The organism is Micromonospora sp. GCM10011542 (assembly GCF_042650685.1).
Classification (GTDB): Bacteria; Actinomycetota; Actinomycetes; order Mycobacteriales; family Micromonosporaceae; genus Micromonospora.
Map to the genome: position 1 here is coordinate 50258 of NZ_JBHSBO010000067.1, position 18602 is coordinate 68859.

20 protein-coding genes are annotated in these 18602 nt (G+C 74.1%); 10 read left to right on the forward strand and 10 right to left on the reverse strand.

Going from position 1 to position 18602, the window contains the following annotated elements; translation table 11 throughout:
- Nucleotides 1–106 precede the first annotated feature (106 nt).
- Nucleotides 107–1042: a DUF2332 domain-containing protein gene (locus ACFOW4_RS28230; RefSeq protein ID WP_377533320.1), complete on the forward strand. Its 936-nt coding sequence runs from the start codon at nt 107–109 to the stop codon at nt 1040–1042.
- Between the two features lie 68 nt (nt 1043–1110).
- Here ACFOW4_RS28230 and ACFOW4_RS28235 read toward each other — a convergent pair whose 3' ends face one another.
- The 3 genes from ACFOW4_RS28235 to ACFOW4_RS28245 form a co-directional block, all read right to left on the reverse strand.
- The gene (locus ACFOW4_RS28235; RefSeq protein WP_377533322.1) at nt 1111–2052 is read right to left on the reverse strand and encodes a MerR family transcriptional regulator; all 942 of its coding nucleotides are present in this window, start codon (nt 2050–2052) and stop codon (nt 1111–1113) included.
- A gap of 233 nt (nt 2053–2285) precedes the next feature.
- Entirely contained in the window at nt 2286–3125 is an 840-nt protein-coding gene (locus ACFOW4_RS28240; RefSeq protein WP_377533324.1) for an alpha/beta fold hydrolase, read from the reverse strand.
- Nucleotides 3126–3290: 165 nt separating this feature from the next.
- Nucleotides 3291–4565, reverse strand: coding sequence for an MFS transporter (locus ACFOW4_RS28245; protein ID WP_377533326.1), 1275 nt, complete (start codon nt 4563–4565; stop codon nt 3291–3293).
- Between the two features lie 227 nt (nt 4566–4792).
- On the opposite strand from ACFOW4_RS28245, the gene ACFOW4_RS28250 reads away from it, so the two are divergent.
- The 3 genes from ACFOW4_RS28250 (at nt 4793) to ACFOW4_RS28260 (ending at nt 6745) form a co-directional block, all read left to right on the forward strand.
- Nucleotides 4793–5782 (forward strand): asparaginase, encoded by a 990-nt coding sequence (locus tag ACFOW4_RS28250; protein ID WP_377533328.1) that lies wholly within the window; start codon nt 4793–4795, stop codon nt 5780–5782.
- A gap of 38 nt (nt 5783–5820) precedes the next feature.
- A complete protein-coding gene (locus tag ACFOW4_RS28255) occupies nt 5821–6075 on the forward strand; it encodes a DUF5522 domain-containing protein (RefSeq protein WP_377533330.1) in 255 nt (84 codons plus the stop codon).
- A 121-nt stretch (nt 6076–6196) separates the two neighbouring features.
- Complete coding sequence (locus tag ACFOW4_RS28260; RefSeq protein ID WP_377533331.1) at nt 6197–6745, forward strand: hypothetical protein; 549 nt, start codon at nt 6197–6199, stop codon at nt 6743–6745.
- A gap of 34 nt (nt 6746–6779) precedes the next feature.
- Here ACFOW4_RS28260 and ACFOW4_RS28265 read toward each other — a convergent pair whose 3' ends face one another.
- Nucleotides 6780–7469, reverse strand: a complete 690-nt coding sequence (locus ACFOW4_RS28265) for a metal-dependent transcriptional regulator (RefSeq protein ID WP_377533333.1) — start codon at nt 7467–7469, stop codon at nt 6780–6782.
- Between the two features lie 101 nt (nt 7470–7570).
- Between ACFOW4_RS28265 and ACFOW4_RS28270 the strand changes: the two genes are divergently transcribed.
- From ACFOW4_RS28270 to ACFOW4_RS28280, 3 genes are read left to right on the forward strand one after another with little or no spacing between them, the layout of a single operon-like run.
- Entirely contained in the window at nt 7571–8431 is an 861-nt protein-coding gene (locus ACFOW4_RS28270) for a sulfurtransferase (RefSeq protein WP_377533335.1), read from the forward strand.
- Between the two features lie 48 nt (nt 8432–8479).
- Nucleotides 8480–9661, forward strand: a complete 1182-nt coding sequence (locus ACFOW4_RS28275; RefSeq protein ID WP_377533337.1) for an acetoin utilization protein AcuC — start codon at nt 8480–8482, stop codon at nt 9659–9661.
- Nucleotides 9662–9669: 8 nt separating this feature from the next.
- A complete protein-coding gene (locus tag ACFOW4_RS28280; protein ID WP_377533339.1) occupies nt 9670–12225 on the forward strand; it encodes a GNAT family N-acetyltransferase in 2556 nt (851 codons plus the stop codon).
- A gap of 6 nt (nt 12226–12231) precedes the next feature.
- Here the strand turns inward: ACFOW4_RS28280 and ACFOW4_RS28285 are convergent, their stop codons facing one another.
- Both ACFOW4_RS28285 and sigB read right to left on the reverse strand, forming a co-directional pair.
- On the reverse strand, nt 12232–12639 hold the full coding sequence (locus tag ACFOW4_RS28285; protein ID WP_377533341.1) for a VOC family protein: 408 nt from the start codon (nt 12637–12639) through the stop codon (nt 12232–12234).
- A 133-nt stretch (nt 12640–12772) separates the two neighbouring features.
- Nucleotides 12773–13789 carry an RNA polymerase sigma factor SigB gene (gene sigB, locus ACFOW4_RS28290; protein ID WP_377533343.1) on the reverse strand — a complete coding sequence of 339 codons (1017 nt, stop codon included), beginning with the start codon at nt 13787–13789 and terminating at the stop codon, nt 12773–12775.
- Nucleotides 13790–14018: 229 nt separating this feature from the next.
- On the opposite strand from sigB, the gene ACFOW4_RS28295 reads away from it, so the two are divergent.
- Nucleotides 14019–14807: a sporulation protein gene (locus ACFOW4_RS28295; protein ID WP_377533576.1), complete on the forward strand. Its 789-nt coding sequence runs from the start codon at nt 14019–14021 to the stop codon at nt 14805–14807.
- 98 nt (nt 14808–14905) lie between these two features.
- On the opposite strand, the gene dtd is transcribed toward ACFOW4_RS28295, so the two are convergent.
- Nucleotides 14906–15328, reverse strand: coding sequence for a D-aminoacyl-tRNA deacylase (gene dtd, locus ACFOW4_RS28300; RefSeq protein ID WP_377533345.1), 423 nt, complete (start codon nt 15326–15328; stop codon nt 14906–14908).
- Nucleotides 15328–16812 carry a methyltransferase gene (locus tag ACFOW4_RS28305; protein WP_377533346.1) on the reverse strand — a complete coding sequence of 495 codons (1485 nt, stop codon included), beginning with the start codon at nt 16810–16812 and terminating at the stop codon, nt 15328–15330. Before ACFOW4_RS28305 ends, dtd begins: the two co-directional genes overlap by 1 nt.
- Nucleotides 16813–16907: 95 nt before the next feature.
- Here ACFOW4_RS28305 and ACFOW4_RS28310 point away from each other — a divergent pair, with 95 nt between their 5' ends.
- Complete coding sequence (locus ACFOW4_RS28310; RefSeq protein WP_377533347.1) at nt 16908–17498, forward strand: HhH-GPD-type base excision DNA repair protein; 591 nt, start codon at nt 16908–16910, stop codon at nt 17496–17498.
- Nucleotides 17499–17516: 18 nt separating this feature from the next.
- Here the strand turns inward: ACFOW4_RS28310 and ACFOW4_RS28315 are convergent, their stop codons facing one another.
- On the reverse strand, nt 17517–17828 hold the full coding sequence (locus tag ACFOW4_RS28315) for a hypothetical protein (protein ID WP_278138095.1): 312 nt from the start codon (nt 17826–17828) through the stop codon (nt 17517–17519).
- 13 nt (nt 17829–17841) lie between these two features.
- Nucleotides 17842–18129 carry a hypothetical protein gene (locus tag ACFOW4_RS28320; RefSeq protein ID WP_377533348.1) on the reverse strand — a complete coding sequence of 96 codons (288 nt, stop codon included), beginning with the start codon at nt 18127–18129 and terminating at the stop codon, nt 17842–17844.
- Nucleotides 18130–18234: 105 nt separating this feature from the next.
- Here ACFOW4_RS28320 and ACFOW4_RS28325 point away from each other — a divergent pair, with 105 nt between their 5' ends.
- Nucleotides 18235–18594, forward strand: coding sequence for a DUF3099 domain-containing protein (locus tag ACFOW4_RS28325; RefSeq protein WP_377533349.1), 360 nt, complete (start codon nt 18235–18237; stop codon nt 18592–18594).
- The last annotated feature ends 8 nt before the right edge of the window (nt 18595–18602 follow it).

Sequence of the window (18602 nt, forward strand, 5' to 3'; positions counted from 1 at the left end):
GGTCGGGCTCCCCTTTCGCGTGTCCGGGCAGCGGACGGGCCTGCAGCATCTGGGCGCTGTACCGCCGCTGCGGTCACGGTGCGGCGGGAGCTGCCACCATCGGGCCATGACGATCGCCGAGAGTTACCTGGACTTCGCCACCCGGGAGGCGCGCGGCGTGTCGGCCGCGTACGAGCGCCTGTCGCTCGCCGTCGCCCACGACGACGAACTGTTGGCACTGCTCGGCACGCTCCCGCCGGGCAAGCGGCAGCCCAACCTGCTCTTCGGGGTCGTCCGCTGGCTCGGCGGCCCGGTCGACGACCCGGCCGCGTTCCATGACTACACGGTGGCGCACTGGCCCGCCATCGAGGCGCAGGCGCGCGCCCGGGCCACCCAGACCAACGAGGCCGGGCGCTGCGCCGTGCTGCTGCCGGTGCTCGCCGCGCTGCCGCAGCCCCTCGCCCTGCTGGAGGTCGGCGCGTCCGCCGGGCTCTGCCTCTACCCGGACCGGTACGCCTACCGCTACGGCGAGCACCGCCTCGGCTCGGGTACGCCGGTCATCGAGTGCGCGGCCACCGGGCTGAGGCCGCCGGATCGCGTACCCAAGGTGGTGTGGCGGGCCGGCTTGGACCTGAACCCGCTCGACGTCACCAATCCCGACGACGTGTCCTGGTTGGACGCCCTGATCTGGCCGGAGCACGCGCACCGGCGGGCCCGGCTGTCGGCCGCGGCGGCCGTGGCCGCGGCCGATCCGCCGCTGCTGGTCCGCGGCGACCTGGTGGACGACCTGCCGGCCCTGGCGGCGCGGGCGCCGGCCGCCGCGACCCTGGTGGTCTTCCACACCTCCGTGCTCTACCAGGTGCCGGCGCCGCGCCGGGCGGCGTTCACCGAGGTGGTACGCAAGCTGCCCGGTCACTGGATCGCCAACGAGGCCCCGGACGTGCTGCCCTGCGCGGGGCTGCCCGAACCGCCGGACGAGGCGCGGCACAACGTCCTCGCTCTGGACGGCACACCGCTGGCCTGGACCCGGGGGCACGGCCAGGCCCTCACCTGGTTCGCCTGACGCCCTGCGCCTGCCGGCTCGACGCGCCAGCCGGCTCGGCCCGCCCCAGCCGGCTCAGCCAGCCGTCGTCACTGGGCCGGCTCGGGCGTCCGGGTGCCCAGGGCCCGGATGAACCAGTCCAGCGCCGGCGTTGTCTGCCCGCCCGCCGGCCAGCCGTTGACCACCGAGAGCAGGTCGAGGTACCGGTCCCGGCGGGGATCGTTCGCCGTCTCCAGCCGGGCCAGCAGCCGGCGTCGCAGGTCGGTGCCGTCGGCCTGGCCGGTGAGCTGCGCGTACCGGCCCATGGCGGTCACCACGACGGCATCGGCGGCCGGCGAGGTCGGGTCGACGCCGGCCGCCAGAGCGGGCGCCACGGCGTCCCGGACCACCGCGACGCCGTCGGGGCGGGGCGGCCCCGGGACGTCGTGGTCGGCGGCGTACTGCCGCACCAGTCGCCGCATGCCGGCGCGGAAGTCGGGGTCCTGGGCCAGCTCGGCCAGCTCCACCCACGCCTGCACCTGCGCTGCGCTGGGCTCGTCGGGCAGCTCCGGCGTCAGCGACCGCATGATCCCCGGGTACGCCGGCCCGGTGGCCACGCCGTCGAAGACCGCGTCGAGGAAGTCGGCGACCAGGCGGTCCCGTTCCTGCCCGGAGAGCCGGGCCAGCCGGTGCAGCAGCTCCACCTCTTCCGGCCCCGCGTCGCGTCTGGCTGCCGCGCTGAGCACCGCCTGCCGCAGCCGCAGCACCCGGATCTGCACGGCCAGCGCCTCGGCGTGCGCCGCGGTCACCTCGTGCAGTGCGACCTCGCGGTCCACCACCCGGCGGATGGCGGCGAGGTCCACGCCGAGGTCGCGCAGGGTGCGGACCAGCTCCAGCCGGGCGACGGCGTCCGGCCCGTAGCGGCGGTAGCCGGCCGGGCTCCGGTCGGTCGGCGGGACGATCCCCCGGTCGGCGTAGTACCGGATGGTCTTGACGCTCAGGCCGGTACGCCGGGCCAGCTCGCCGATCGTGTAACGCCTCTCGCCGTTCATGCCTCCACCCTGGTGTCTCCCCCCGCTGGAGACTCAAGCCGTCACCGGCGGTGCCCACCGACCGCCGGGCTGTGCCTGCCGCACGCTTTGCTCTGCTTCACTCCACGCAACATTTACCAGGCCCAGGGGTTGCGTCCGTTGAAGCAGAGCAAAGGCGCGGACCCCGTGCACCCGCCGATCGTTCCCGCGCGCACGCACGAGCCTGGGGTGGCGGGGATCGTCGAGCTCGGGGATCAGTGCAGGAACGCCGAGAGGATGGCGGTGAACCGCTCGGCGTCGTCCAGCCACGGGTAGTGTCCCGCGCCCGGCTGCACGACCAGTTCGGCGCGGGGTGCGAGCTCCGCGAGCTGGGCGACCAGGCCCGGCGGGGCACCGAGGTCGAGTTCGCCGGCGAGCAGCAGCACCAGGCCCGGGTGTACGGCGAGTGCGGCGCGGGCGGCCGGCGCATCGAAAGCGCCGTCGGCGCCGAACATCCGAGCGGCCTCCTGGTTGCGCTGGGCGGACTCGACCGCCTGGTGCGCGCGGGCCGTCGCATCCCAGCGGCCATAGAAGAACGGAGCGATGGCCTGCCAGTTGTCGTCGGTGGCCTGACCGGTCAGCAGGGAGTCAAGCGCCGCGGCAGCCGCTGGGTACCAGGGCTCAGCGACGCGGACCCGGGTGACCTCCCGGCGCAGTGCGGCGGTCGCCTCCAGCCCGACCGCCCGGGTGCTCGGCGTGATCAGCGCGAGCCGGCCGACCCGCTCGGGGTGCCGGGTCGCGTGCAGGACCGCGAGATTGGCGCCGGCCGAGTGCCCGAGCATGTCCACCTGCTCCAGCCCGAGGTGCTGGCGCAGCGCCTCGACGTCGCCGACCAGCCGGTCGCAGCGGTACGAGGAGACGTCCGCCGGGACCCCCGACCGGCCGGTGCCCCGCAGGTCCGGGAGGACGAGCGTCCGGTGCGCGGCCAGGCCGCCCAGCTCATCGAGGTACGCCGAGTCGCGCATCGGGCCGCCCGGCAGGCAGACCAGGGGAGTGCCGTCGCCGAGCGTCCGGTAGGCGAGCGTGGTCCCGTCGGGCGCGGCGAAGGTCGGCATCACCGCACCCTGCCAGCACGCGGCCGTCCAACGCCACCCGTCGCGCGGATCACCGGGCCCGTTCGTGGCGGAGCAGGACCATGCCGTTGCCGAACGTGAACGCGATGTTCTCGCCACCGGGCAACGCGGCTCTCCACCAGCCGCAGGGCGGTGGGCGCGGGGACCCTACGACGAAACCGCCGGCAGGTCCCGCATCCGGCGCAGCGGGGAGCAGACCACGAACAGGCACGCGGCCCAGGTGCCCAGTACGCACACCCACAGCGCCCCGCGCAGGCCCAGCGTGGTGCCGAGCGTGCCCCCGGTCAGCGCACCGAGCGGGATCACCCCGAAGCAGATCCAGAGGAACGCCGCGTTGACCCGCCCCAGGATCGCCGGCGGGGTGATCCGCTGCCGGTACGACATCGCCGCCACGTTGAACAGCACCGCGTTGGCGGAGAACGCGGCCAGCCCGACGCCGTAGAGCAGCACTCCCCAGCCGGGCTGCGCCAGTGGCATGAGCAGGTAGAACGGCCCTGGTGCGGCCATCGCCACCCAGATCACCCTGGCCGAGCCGATCCAGGCCGAGAGCCGGGCGGCGAGCACGCCCACCACCAGACCGCCGACGGCGCTGACCGAGAAGACCAACCCGACCTGCACCGGCGAGGCGTGCAGCTCGCGGACCATGAAGGTCACCTCGATCGAGCCCGACGCCATCACGAAGAAGTTCGACCAGGTGGTGCAGGCCAGGATGTTGACCAGGATCGGTTGCCGCCGGATGAAGCCGAGCCCGTCGGTCATCTCGACCCGCAGCGGCACCCGGGGCGGCTGTGGCGTGTCGTCCGGCGGCTGTCTGATCAGCACCAGGGTCAGCGCGCTGACCAGGAAGGCGAACCCGTTGCCGAGGAACACCCGGGCCGCGCCGACCAGCCCGGTCAGCACGCCGCCGATCGTCGGGCCGACCAGTTCGGCGGCGTCCTGACTGATGCCCAGCTTGGCGTTGCCGTCCATGAGGTGTGCGGCTGGGACCAGCCGCGGCAGCAGGCTCTTGTAGGCCACGGTGAACAGCACGGTGAGCACACCGGCGAGCCCGACCACCGCGTACAGGAAGGCGAGGGTGAGCTGCCCGACCAGGGCGGCCACCGGCAGCGACAGCATCAGCGCGGCCCGACCGAGGTCGCAGGCGATCATCAGCCGGCGCTGGTCGACCCGGTCGGCGACGATGCCCGCCGGCAGCGAGAAGAGCAGGTACGGCAGCCAGGTCAGGAACGTCAGCAGCGAGATCTGGAAGACGGTGGCGTCGAGGACGTCGGCGGCGAGCAGCGGCACGGCCACGTTGGCGATCCGGGTACCCAGCTCGGCGACCGTCTGACCGCCCCAGAGCAGCAGGAAGTTCCGGCTGCGCCAGAGCGACGGTGTTCTCCCCGCCTCTTTCGCCGGAGACTCCGCCGTCTGCTGCGTCACGCTCGCTGCCTGTCTGTTCGGGTACACGCCACCGGCCGGCGGCGCGCGGACTCTACCGAGGTGCCGCCCGGCCCGGCACCGCATTTCCGCCGGCTCCCGTGCGGCCGGGTCGGACCGCGAACCGCCGGTGGGGCAGGCGGACGTCGGACCGTCGTCGGGACCCGGAACCGGCATGGGTACGGTCGTCCGGCCGACCGGCTCGCGGCGGCGGAACGGAGGCCCGATCCGTGTCCATCGCCCTCATCACCCTCGGCGGCACCATCGCGATGGGCGGCGTCGATCGTGGCCGCACCGGAGTTGTCACCCGGCTGACCGGCGTGGACCTCACCGCGGCCGTGCCCGGCCTGGCCGAGCTGGGCGTACCCGTGGACGTCCGGGACGTCCAGGCGGTGCCCAGCGCCAACCTCACCGGCCGCCAGATGCTCGACGTGGTCGACGAGGCGTCCCGGGCGGTGGCCGAGGGGGCGAACGGCGTGGTGGTCACCCAGGGCACCGACACGCTGGAGGAGTCGGCGTTCCTGGCCGACCTGGTCTGGCCGCACGCCGCCCCGCTGGTCTTCACCGGCGCGATGCGCAACCCCACCCTGGCCGGCCCGGACGGTCCGGCGAACCTGCTCGCGGCCCTTCGGGTGGCGGCGGCCCCGGATGCCCGCGACCTGGGGGTGCTGGTCGCCGTCAACGACGAGGTGCACGCCGCCCGCTGGCTGCGCAAGACGCACAGCACCAGCACGGCCACCTTCGCCTCGCCGAACGCCGGCCCGCTCGGCCAGGTCATCGAGGGGGAGGTACGGGTGCTGACCCGGCCGTCACGCCACGCGCCCCTGCCGCCGGTGGACGCGGACCGGCTGGACGCCGCCCGAGTGGCCCTGTACGTGGTCACCCTGGACGACGACGGCCTGCTCCTGGGCGGCCTGGCCGACACGCACCAGGGTCTGGTGGTGGCCGGGTTCGGGGTCGGGCACGTGCCCTCCGCGCTGGCCCCGGTGCTCGGCGAGCTGGCGGGACGGATCCCGGTGGTGCTCACCTCCCGCTCCGGCGCCGGCTCGGTGCTGCGGAACACGTACGGGGCGGTGGGGTCGGAGACCGACCTGCAACGGCGCGGACTGCTCAACGGTGGCCTGCTCGATCCGTACAAGGCGCGGGTGCTGCTGCGGCTGCTGCTGGCCGGCGGCGCGGACTCCACCGAGCTGACCGCCGCCCTGGCCCGGCACGGCTGAGCGCGGGGCACCCGGAGGTCGTCCCTAGACTGCTGGGAGTGAGCGGAGAGCGACGACCCCTGGCGGATCGGCCGCTCACCGAACCGCACCCGTCCCGCTTGCCGCCGGAGCATCCCGACCGGGCCCGGATCCTCGCCGCGCACGCCGCCGCGCTGGCCGCCGGTGAGGCGGGCTACCCGGACCCGGCGACCGGGCTCTTCGTGCTCAGCGCCGGCTTCCTGGCGCGGCGGGGAACCTGCTGCGGGCGCGGCTGCCGGCACTGCCCGTACGTGGACGACCCGCCCTCTGATTGACGCCGGCCGGGTGGCGGCGGATGCGCCGAACGAGGGCTTCCGCCCGACCCGGACACCCCGTACGGTGTCCGACGGACATCCGGCGGGCGCCTCCCGCCGTCGGTCGGCGGGAGGGTGGGACGTGCGCGGGCGGATGGTCGTCACTGGGTTGACCGGAGTGCTGGTCAGCGGCTGCGCCGCGCAGGCTGAGCCGGTCGCCGTGCCGCCGCCGGCGCCGATCGCGGTCGAGGTGGCCGCGGCCTCCTCGGGCGGCGCCTGCCGACTGCTGGACTTCGCGCTGATCGAGCAGTTGGTCAAGGTGCGCTTCGACGTGGCGGCGGCCAGCGAACAGGGCGACACGCACACCTGCGTGGTGCGGACCGAGCGGGCGACGCTGCCGGAGCTGACACTGAGCGTGACCGAGACCACGATCGACAAGGCGACCTTCGACGCCGACCTGGTGCCGGACAAGGCCGGCAAGGTGACCGGCCTCGGCCAGCAGGCGTACCGGCGGACCGTCGCGGCGACCGGCGGGCACGGCCCGGTGGTCGAGGTGGGCTGGCTGGCCACCGAGGGGCGGCTGGCCACGCTGAGCTGGACCAGCGCCCGCGGCACCCAGCGGGCGGCGGTCGACAAGCTGACCAACGATCTGGTGGGACTGGCCAGGAAGGTGGACACCCGGGCGCTGTGACGCCGCCCGCGAGCGGGCGGCCGCGCGGCCGACGTCAGTTGGCGGCGACGAAGACCCGGGAGGCGACCTCGCGGGGCAGCCGGACCCGGTCGCCGGAGCGGTCGATCGACACGCCGTCGCGCTCCTGCGCCACGGTCACCGTGGCGCCCGGGTCGACGCCGGCGGCGTGCAGCTGCCGCAGCACGTCGGAATCGGTCTGCACGCTCTCGCAGATCCGGCGTACCACCACCGGGCCGGACAGCCCGGGGAAGGCCAGGTTGCGCTCGCCCTCGACCGCCTCGGTGGCCTCCGGCTCGGCCGAGCCGAGCTGCTCCAGCCCGGGGATCGGGTTGCCGTACGGGGAGCGGGTGGGCCGGTTGAGCAGGTCGTACACCCGCTTCTCCACCGCGTCGCTCATCACGTGCTCCCAGCGGCAGGCCTCCTCGTGGGCCTCCTCGTAGGGCATCCCGATGACGTTGACCAGCAGCAACTCGGCGAGGCGGTGCTTGCGCATCACCGCCACGGCGGTGCCGCGGCCCTGCGCGGTGAGCGTCAGGTGCCGGTCGCCCTCGACGGTCAGCAGGCCGTCGCGTTCCATCCGGGCGACGGTCTGGCTCACCGTGGGGCCGCTCTGCCGCAGTCGCTCGGCGATCCGGGCACGCAGCGGCGGCACACCCTCCTCCTCCAACTCGAGGATGGTGCGCAGGTACATTTCGGTCGTGTCGACCAGGTCGTGAGACTTCATGACGTCAGCGGCCCTCCGGCCGTCGATGCTACCCCGACAAAGGTTCGAACGACCGCCGCCGAACCGGGAGGTGGCTACCCGGATGGTGTTGGATGGACGCCATGTCCGGTACCGAGGAGCCGCTGGTCGAGGTGGACCAGCTCACTGCCGAGCTCGACCGCGTCGACCCACCCACCCTGCTCGACGTCCGGTGGCGGCTCACCGGCCCGCCCGGCCGCGACGACTACGCGCTCGGCCACCTGCCCGGCGCCGTCTTCGTGGACCTGGACACCGCCCTCTGCGGACCACCGGGTGCCGCCGGCCGGCACCCGTTGCCCGACCCGGCCGCGTTGCAGGCCACGCTGCGGGCCGCCGGCGTCCGGGCCGGTCACCCAGTGGTGGTGTACGACGGCGGTGACGGCCTGGCCGCCGCCCGCGCCTGGTGGACCCTGCGCTGGGCCGGCCACCGCCCGGTCCGCCTGCTGCAGGGCGGCTTCGCCGCCTGGGTGGCCGCCGGCCGGCCGGTCAGCACCGAGGTGCCGGCCCCGACCTCGGGCGACGTCGAGGTGCGTCCCGGTGAGCTGCCGGTGCTCGACGCGGCCCGGGCCGCCGCGCTCGCCGCAGCGGACGACGCCGTGCTGCTCGACGTGCGGGCCGCTCCCCGCTACCGGGGCGAGGTCGAGCCGATCGACCCGGTCGCCGGGCACGTGCCGGGTGCGGCGAACCTGCCCGCCGGGGAGTACGTCGGCCCGGACGGGCGCTTCCCGGCCGCCGACGTGCTGCGCGAGCGGTTCGCCGCCGCCGGGGTCACCGACAGTCGGGCCGTCGCGGCGTACTGCGGCTCCGGGGTGACCGCCGCGCAGGCGGTGCTCGCGCTGCACCTGGCCGGGCGACCGGACGCCGCGCTCTACGTCGGGTCGTGGAGCAACTGGGTGGCCGACCCCTCCCGGCCGGTCGCCACCGGGCCGACACCTGGCCGCTGACCAGCGCGTGCGGTGGGCCGTCGTCGGTCCTCGTGCGACGATGGGCCCATGTCCGACGACACGGTGGTGGTGTGGGACGAGTCGCTGCTCGCCTACGACATGGGTGACCATCCGCTCGACCCGGTCCGGGTGGAGTTGACCTTCGCGCTCGCCCGTGAGCTGGGCATCCTCAACCGTCCGGGGGTACGCCTGGTCAAGCCGGAGCCCGCCGACGACGCCCTGCTGGCCCGGGTGCACGACCAGTCCTACCTGGACGCGGTACGGGCCGCGCCGCGTGACCCGCTCTTCGCCGGGTACGGGTTGGGCACCTCCGACAACCCGGTCTTCGACGGGATACACGAGTCCAGCGCGTTGATCGCCGGCGCCAGTGTGGCCGCCGCCGAGGCGGTCTGGCGCGGCGACGCCCGGCGTGCGGTGAACGTGGCCGGTGGCCTGCACCACGCGATGCCGTCGCGGGCCTCCGGCTTCTGCGTCTACAACGACCCGGCGGTGGCCATCGCCCGCCTGCTCGACCTGGGCGCCGAACGGATCGCGTACGTGGACGTGGACGTGCACCACGGCGACGGCGTGCAGCAGATCTTCTGGAACGACCCGCGGGTGCTCACGGTCAGCCTGCACGAGACCCCGCTGGCCCTGTTCCCGGGCACCGGGTTCCCCGACGAGACCGGCGGTCTGGACGCCGAGGGCAGCGCGGTCAACCTGCCGCTGCCGCCGGGCATCGACGACCCCGGCTGGCAGCGCGCCTTCCACGCCGTCGTGCCCTCGGTGCTGCGCGCGTTCCGGCCGCAGCTGCTGGTCACCCAGTGCGGCGCCGATGGGCACCGACTGGACCCGCTGGCCGACCTGCACCTGTCCGTGGACGGTCAGCGGGCCACCTACCGGGCGCTGCGGGCGCTCGCCGACGAGCTGTGCGACGGGCGCTGGGTGGCCACCGGCGGCGGCGGGTACGCGCTGGTCGAGGTGGTGCCCCGGGCGTGGAGCCACCTGCTGGCCGTGGCCACCGGCGACCCGGTCGACCCCGCCACCCTGACTCCGCCGGCCTGGCGCGAGCTCGCCGCCGCCCGGCGGCCGGGCCAGGACATCCCGCTGCGGATGACCGACGACGTGGACCCGACGTTCCAGCCGTGGCAGCCGAGCGGCGAGCCGAACGCGGTGGACCGGGCGATCCTGGCCACCCGCAGGGCGGTGTTCCCGCTGATCGGGCTCGACCCGCACGATCCGCGCGACTAGGGCCGGCGGTGACCACCGTTGGCCAACCGCTGGACGTGCTGCTCAGCGACGGCAGCACCGTCCAGTTGCGACCGATCCGGCCGGACGACGCTTCGGCCATCGTGGCGATGCACGCCCGCTTTTCCGAGCGCACCCGCTACCTGCGCTACTTCTCGCCGTACCCCCGGATCCCGGAGCGGGATCTAATCCGTTTCGTCACGGTGGACCACCGTGACCGGGAGGCGTTCGTGGTGCTGGCCGGCGACCGGATCGTCGCCGTCGGCCGGTACGAGCGGCTCGGCCCGCAGGCGCCCGACGCCGAGGTGGCCTTCGTGGTGGAGGACTCCTACCAGGGCCGGGGCATCGGTTCGGTGCTGCTGGAGCATCTGGCCGACGCGGCCCGGCGCAACGGCATCATGAGCTTCGCCGCCGAGGTGTTGCCGGCCAACGGAGCGATGCTGCGGGTCTTCGCCGACTTCGGCTACCAGGTGCAGCGCCAGTACGCCGACGGCGTGGTGCACCTGAGCTTCCCGATCGCGCCCACGGAAGCGACGCTGGAGGTGCAGCGCGGCCGGGAGCACCGTACCGAGGCCCGCTCGATCGCCCGGCTGCTCGCGCCGCGCGGCATCGCCGTGTACGGCGCCAGCGCCACCGGCCAGGGCGTCGGTGCGGCGGTGCTGGGGCACCTGCGCGACGGCGGCTTCACCGGCGCGGTCGTGCCGGTGCATCCCAGCGCGGCGACGGTCGCGGGGCTGCCCGCGTACCCGTCGGCGGTCGACGCCGGCGTGCCGGTCGACCTGGCGCTGGTGGCGGTGCCGCCGGAGGCGGCGACCGCGGTCGTGGCGGACGCGGCGGACGCCGGGGTGCACGGCCTGGTGGTCATCTCGGCCGGCTTCGCCGAGGCCGGCGCCGAGGGTGCGGCGGCGCAGCGCTCGCTGGTGCGCGCGGCACACGCCGCCGGGATGCGGGTGGTCGGCCCCAACTGTCTCGGCGTGGCCAACACCGACCCCGCGGTACGCCTCAACGCCACCCTCGCCCCGGCGCTGCCGCCGGCGGGCCGGGTGGGCATCTTCAGCCAGTCCGGCGCGTTCGGGGTGGCGCTGCTGGCCGAGGCGGACCGGCGGGGCCTCGGGCTGTCCAGCTTCGTCTCCGCCGGCAACCGGGCCGACGTCTCCGGCAACGACCTGCTCCAGTACTGGCAGGACGACCCCGGCACCGACGTGATCATGCTGTACCTGGAGACCTTCGGCAATCCGCGCAAGTTCGCCCGGCTGGCCCGGCGGATCGGGCGGGCGAAGCCGGTCGTCGCGCTGGCCTCGCCGGCCCGCCCGGCGGGGGTGGGTGACTCGGCCGGGCCGGACGAGGTGGCGGTGGCCGCGCTGTTCGCCCAGTCCGGTGTGATCCGGGTGGACACGGTTCCGGAGTTGCTCGACGTCGGGGTGCTGCTGGCCAACCAGCCGCTGCCCGCCGGCGGCCGGGTCGGCGTGGTCGGCAACTCGCCGGCGCTCACCGGCCTGGCCGCGACCGCCTGCACCGCGCAGGGGCTGACCGTGGTCGACGGTCACCCCCGCGACGTCGGGCCGCGCGCCGGGGCGGCCGAGTTCGCCGCCGCGCTGGCCGACACGGCCGGCGACGACCGGGTGGACGCGCTGGTGGTGGTCTTCGCCCCGCCGCTGCCCGGCCAGCTCACCGACGTCGACGCCGACGTCACGGCGGCGCTGCCCGCCGCGCTCGCGCTGGGCAAGCCGACCGTGGCGACGTTCCTGGTCGGCCGGCCGCCCGCCGGGGTGCCCGCGTACGGCGGCGTGGAGGAGGCGGTGCGCGCCCTGGCCCGGGTGCACCGGTACGCCGAGTGGCTGCGCCGCCCGCCCGGCGTGCCGCCCGAGCTGCCCGGCGTCGACCGGGCCGCCGGTCAGGCCGCGCTGCGCGGTGACGGGGCCGACGCGGGCGCGCTGCTGGCCGCGTACGGCATCGATCTGGTCGCGTCGGTGCCCGTCGACTCGGCGGACGGGGCGGCCGAGGCGGCGGCGCTGCTCGGCTTCCCGGTGGCGCTCAAGGCAGCCGCCCCGGGGCTGCGACACCGCCTCGACCTGGGCGCGGTCCGCCTCGACCTGCCCGACGAACCGGCGGTACGCCGCGCGTACGCCGAGATGACCCCGGTCTTCGGCGCGGACGTGCTGGTCCAGCCGATGGTCGCGCCCGGCGTGGCCTGCGTGGTGGAGCTGGTGGAGGATCCGGCGTTCGGCCCGGTGGTCGGCTTCGGTCTCGGCGGCGTGGCCACCGAGCTGCTCGGGGACCGGGCCTGGCGGGCGGTGCCGCTGACCGACACCGACGCCGCCGAGCTGGTCGACGAGCCGCGGGCGGCGCCGCTGCTGCGCGGGCACCGTGGCGCCGCCCCGGTCGACCGGGCTGCCCTGGCCGACCTGCTGCTGCGGGTCGGCCGGCTCGCCGACGAGCAGCCCCGGGTCCGCTCGCTGACGTTGAACCCGGTGCTGGCCCGCCCGGACGGCATCTCGGTGCTGCACGCCCAGGTCCGCGTCGGCGGTGCCGCGGCCCGCCCGGACACCGGCCCCCGCCGGCTGTAGGGCGTCTCAGGCGCGGCTGGAGATCTGCTGCACCGACCAGGAGTTGCCGTCCGGGTCGGCGAAGAAGACGAAGCCGACGTTGTCCAGCGGGTGCGGCGTCGGGCTCGGGTTGGTGCCCAGCACCTGGATCTCGCTGACCTGCACGCCTCGTTCGACCAGCTCGGCTCGGGCCCGCTCCAGGTCGGGCACCACCAGCTGCAGCCCCTTGAGTGAGCCCGATGGCATCTCCGGGAGCACTCCGGTGCCGAAGACGATGGAACAGCCGGAACCGGGCGGGGTGAGCTGCACGACCCGGCCCAGGCCGCCGATGGCGGTGTCGTGGTCGACGGTGAAGCCGAGCTGGTCGGCGTAGAACGCCTTCGCCCGGTCCGGATCGGAGACCGGTACCACGACCACTTCCAACGTCCAGTTCACGGTGCGTCCTCTCGGGAGGGTCGACAACCCGGTCGAGCGTCTCCCGCCACGGCGGCCGGGTCAAGGACCGCCGGGCCGTCGCGGCACGAAAGGCCCCGGCGAACCGCCGGGGCCTTTCGTGGGAACCGGTGCGTCAGCAGGCGTAGGCCTCCAGGCGCTGGGCACGCTCCGGTGCGCGCAGCTTCAGCAGCGTCACCTTCTCGATCTGCCGGATCCGCTCCCGGGACAGGCCGAACTCGCGGCCGACCTCGTCCAGGGTGCGCTGCCGGCCGTCGTCGAGCCCGAACCGGAGGCGGATCACCGCCTGCTCACGCTGGGACAGGGTGGCCAGCACGATGCTGACCTCGTTGCGCAGCTCGCCCTGCGTGGCGGCGTCGCCCGGCTCGGTGCGCGGGTCCACCGCGGCGACGAAGTCACCGAGCGCGCTCTCGCCGTCGTCGCCGACGGCCTGGTCCAGGCTGACCGGCTCCCGGTCGTAGGAGATCAGCTCGATGACCTGGAACTCGGGAACGTCCAGCGCCCGCGCCACCTCGGCGACGGTGGGTTCGCGGCCCAGCGACACGGCCAGTTCGCGACGGGCCCGGACCATCCGGTTGACCTGCTCGACCATGTGCACCGGGATGCGGATGGTGCGGGCCTGGTCGGCCATCGCCCGGGTGATCGCCTGCCGGATCCACCAGGTCGCGTACGTGGAGAACTTGTAACCCTTGGCGTAGTCGAACTTCTCCACCGCCCGGATCAGGCCCAGGTTGCCCTCCTGGATCAGGTCCAGGAACGCCATGCCGCGACCGGTGTACCGCTTGGCGATGCTGACCACCAGCCGCAGGTTCGCCTCCAGCAGGTGGTCCTTGGCCGCCCGGCCCTCGGCGACGACCAGCTCCAGATCGGAGCGCAGCTCGGGGGAGACCGGGGTGCAGGTGGCCAGCTTCTCCTCGGCGAACAGGCCGGCCTCGATCCGCTTGGCCAGGTCGACCTCCTGTGCGGCGGTCAGCAGCTTCGTCCGGCCGATCCCGTTGAGGTACGCCCGGACCAGGTCGGTGGAGATGCCACGCTCGTCGGTGGCGTCCAGGTCGACGAGGGCCTCGCTGCCCTGGTCGGTGTCGGTGCTGGCGGCCGGGCGCATCCGGTGTTCCGTCATCTGCAGGACCATCTCGATCTCTCCCCGTGTCCACGTCTGTGCCGCGTGTCCGGCGCGGTGGTGCCGGTGACAAACAGCTTGGCGGGCGGGGCGTGAAACGGGAGTGAGGCGATCGGGCACCCGACAGGAATCCGGTCGGATCACCGGTGCGGTGTGTCGGCCCCGGGTGCCCTTGCCGACCCCGGTTACCGTGCCGACGGACGGCCACCCCGGGCCGGCGGGACAGGAACTGGAGGACGGCGTGGTCTTCAAGCGACTCATGCAGGCGATGGGGGTGGGCGGCCCGTCGGTGGAGACGGTGCTGGCCAACCCGAACTGCCGCCCGGGCGGCCAGTTGGAGGGCCGCATCCAGGTGGTGGGCGGCGATCACCCGGTCGACGTCGACCACGTGGCGCTGGGCCTGGTGACCCGGGTCGAGGTGGAGAGCGGCGACAACGACTACGACACCACCCAGGAGTTCGGTCGTCAGCAGTTCACCGGCGCGTTCCGACTGGAGCCGGGGCAGCGCCACGACATCCCGTTCCGCTTCGACGTGCCGTGGGAGACCCCGGTGACCGAGCTGTACGGGCAGCACCTGCACGGCATGACGATGGGCCTGCGCACCGAGTTGGAGGTCGCGCGGGCGGTCGACAAGAGCGACCTGGACGCGGTGGCTGTGCACCCCCTGCCGGCGCAGGAGAAGCTGCTGGAGGCGTTGCTACGGCTGGGCTTCCGGTTCGCCCGCGCCGACGTGGAGCGCGGCCACATCTACGGCGTACGGCAGACGCTGCCGTTCTACCAGGAGATCGAGTTCCACTCGGCGCCGCAGTACGCCCGCTCGATCAACCAGTTGGAGGTCACGTTCATCGCCGACGCGCAGCGGATGCAGGTGGTGCTGGAGATGGACAAGCGCGGCGGGATCTTCACCGAGGGGCGGGACGCCTTCGGCCGCTTCACCGTCGAGTACGCCACCGCCGACCGCACGGACTGGACCACCGAACTCGACGGCTGGCTGCGCCAGTCCCTGACCCGCCGTGGCCTCTTCTCCTGATCGCCTGCTCCTCCTGCTCGCCGTTGATCATGAGGTTGACGGTCACTCCGATCTTCAGGAGGCCCGTCAACCTCATGATCAACAGGTGCGAGCCGAGGTCAGAGGTCCAGGAGGATGGTGCGGGGGCCCACGTTGACGCTTTCGACCAGCATGTGGGTGCGGAAGCGGCCCGTCTCCACCTTGGCGCCGCGCTCGCGTAGCGCCTCCACGACCGCGGTGACCAGGGGCTCTGCCACCTCGGCGGGGGCCGCGGCGGTCCAGGTCGGGCGGCGGCCCTTGCGGGCGTCACCGTAGAGGGTGAACTGGCTGACCACCAGGATCGGGGCGCCGGTGTCGGCGGCCGACCGCTCGTCGTCCAGGATGCGCAGCTCGTGGATCTTGCGGGCCATCGTCGCCGCGACCTGCGCGTCGTCGGAGTGGGTCACCCCGAGCAGCACGAGCAGGCCGTCCTCGATCGCGCCCACCACCTCGCCGTCGACCGTCACGCTGGCCCGGCCCACCGTCTGCACCACCGCCCGCATCAGGCGGTCACCGGCTCGATGAAGCCCCGTTCCACCAGGTGCGCGACGATCGGTCCGGCCGCCTCGGCCAACTCGCCGGGATCGACGTCGTGCGCGGCGGCCAGCAGGGCGAGCTGGTCGCGCAGCGGCAGCCGGCCGTCGGCCCCGCCGACCAGCGCCAGCACCAGCGGGTCGATCTCCTCGGTCCAGTGCAGACCACGCGGCATCGCGAGGACCTGCCGGTCCACGGCCCAGCCCTCCTCGCCCATGGTGGCCTCCTGCCGGAGCTGGAGACCGTCGGTGGCGCGGTAGCGCTCGGCGAGCAGCGCATCGGTGTCGCGTACCCGCAGGAAGTCCTGCCGGTCGAACCAGGCGGCGACGTGGTCACCCAGCGGCGGCTCCACCCGCTGGCGCAGCTCCTCTACCCGGACCACCGGGTCGGCGTGACCGCCGCGGCGCAGCGACACGATGCCGAAGCCGATCGCCTCCACCTTGTGCGCGTCGAACCAGTCCAGCCAGGCGGCCATCCGCCGCGGGTCGGCGGTATCACCGACGTCGGTCAGCCACAGGTCGACGTACGCCATCGGGTCAGCGACCTCGCGCTGGATCACCCAGGCGTCCAGGCCGGTGCCGGCGAACCAGCCGGCCACCCGCTCGTCCCACTCCTCGCCGGCGACGTGCACCCAGTTCGCCAGGTACTGCATGGTGCCGCCGTCGGTCAGCAGGTCGGGAGCGGCGGCGGCCAGCTCGGCGCCGATCGCGTCACCCACCCGGCCGGAGTCCCGGTAGACGTGGGTGGTGGTGCCCGGGCCGACCACGAACGGCGGGTTGCTCACCACCAAGTCGAAGCGCCGCCCGGCCACCGGCGCCACCATGTCGCCGCGCAGCAGCTCCCAGTCCTGGCCGTTGAGTGCGGCGGTGGTGGCGGCGAAGCGCAGCGCCCGCTCCGAGAGGTCGGTGGCCGTCACCGAGCGGGCGTGGGTGGCCAGGTGCAGGGCCTGGATGCCGGAGCCGGTGCCGAGGTCCAGCGCGGTGTCGACCGGCCGGCGGACCGTGGCGCCGATCAGCGTCTGGGTCGCCCCGCCGAGGCCGAGCACGTGCTCGGAGTGCAGCGGCCGGCCCGGCCGGGCGCTGGCCGGAACGTCGGCGAGCACCCACCAGTCGTCGGCGTACGGCTCCAGGTCGACGCCGGCGCGCAGGCCGTCGCCGTGCCGCTCGACCAGCCCACCGGCCACCGCCTCGGCCACGGTCAGCGGCGCCAGCGCGGCGGCCAGGTCCGCCTCCGACTCGGTCTGGTCGCAGATGAACACCCGGATCAGGGTGCCGAGCGGGTCACGCTCCTCGGTGGCCCGCAGCGCGGCCCGGTAGTCGTTGCGGGCCACCGCCCCGGTGGTCTGCGCGCCGAGTCGGCTCGCGATGCCGTTGGCGGTGAACCCGGTCCGGGTCAGCGCGGTCCGCAGCGCGTCGACGCCGGCGGGGGAGAGCAGCATGTCGTGTTCGTCCACGTCGCCATCCTGCCCCTCGCCGCGGCCCGGGTTCACGCCACCCGCCGGAGAAGACCCGGAGCGTCGGTGCGCCCGGATGTCGACGGCCGGGCAGGATGGTGCCCATGACGCTCGTGCTTCCGATCGACCCGGAGGCCAACCGGCTGCTGGAGCGCAGCCCGCTGGCCCTGCTGCTCGGCATGGTCCTTGATCAACAGGTGCCGATGGAGAAGGCGTTCTCCTCGCCGTACGTGCTGGTGCAGCGGCTCGGCCACGAACCGGACGCGGCGGAGCTGGCCGGGTACGACCCGGAGGCGCTGGTCGCGCTCTTCGCCGAGCCACCGGCGCTGCACCGGTTCCCGAAGGCGATGGCGGCCCGGGTGCAGGAGGTGTGTCGGGTCCTGGTAAACCGCTACGACGGGGATGCCGCCCGGCTCTGGTCCGACGTCACCGACGGCCCGGAGCTGCTGCGCCGGGTCACCGAGCTGCCGGGCTTCGGCCGGCAGAAGGCGCAGATCTTCGTGGCGCTGCTCGGCAAGCGGTTCGGGGTGACGCCGCAGGACTGGCGGACGGCGGCCGGCGCGTACGGCGATCCGGGCGCGTACCGGTCGGTGGCCGACGTCACCGACGCCGACTCGCTGCGCAAGGTGCGGGACTTCAAGCAGCAGATGAAGGCGGCGGCCAAGGCGAAGGCCGGGGGCGCCTGACCGACCCGGGCGGCCCGGTCAGGCGGCGGTGGGGTGGGCCAGCGAGGCCAGCGCGCGCCGGACGTCGGCGAGGGAGACGGTGGCAGAGTCGTCCAGGTCGGCCAGGCCCGCCTCGATCCACTGGCGCATCAGGGTGGTGACCCCGATGCCCCGGGCGTCGGCCGCGGCACGGACCCGCTCGTAGGTGTCCAGTGGCAGGCGGACCGACCGGCTCACCATCGGCACGTCGGTGTCGGGGGTGGGCAGGTCCACCGCCGGGCTCTCGTCGATCAACTCGGCGATCCGGTCGTCGCCGCTGTGGAACTGCTTGGTCGCGTCGTTACGGTGCATCGTCACCGCCTCCTCATCGGCGAGATCTCCGCACGGCCTCGTCGTAGCGCTTGGACTCGACGTCGCTCAGCTCGCGGGCGGAGAGGATGTCCCAGTCGTTGTCGGTGCCGTCGGCCTCGGCGAGCAGCACGGCCAGCCGGCGACCCCGACGGGCGGCGGCGTAGACCACCATCACGTCGTCGCCCAGGTGGCGGATCACCCGCCGGGTGCTGTGCAGCGCCTCCCAGACTTCCCCGGGCGTGACGTCGTAGACCCTCAGGTTGGCCAACGCCTCGTCGGTGAAGCTGAACCTGCTGCCCACGAGGCGGAGCGTACCACGGGCGTAACACGGAAACGTGATGCGTCGAACTTCGCTGATCACGGTCCTGCGGTGACAGGATGAGTTGTAACCCCCTCGAGGAGGTCCATGGTGAAGCGTCAGGCGTACCAGCCGATTCTGATCACCGACGCCTCGCGCAGCCAGAACGACCAGCTCACCAGCCGTCAGCGCCGTTATGTCGTGATGATGAGCATCCGGGTCGCCTGCCTGATCGCGGGCGCGATCCTGGTCGGCGTGGAGGCCCCCCTGCTCTGGCTCTGGCTGCCGCTGTGCGGTCTGGGCATGGTGCTCATCCCCTGGCTGGCCGTGCTGCTGGCCAACGACCGGCCGCCCAAGGAGGAGCACCGGCTGGCCAACCGCTTCCACCCGCGCCAGCAGGACGACACCCCGCCGATGAGCCTCACCGCCGAGGAGCGGTCCCACAAGGTCATCGACGTCGAGCCCTGACCCGGCCC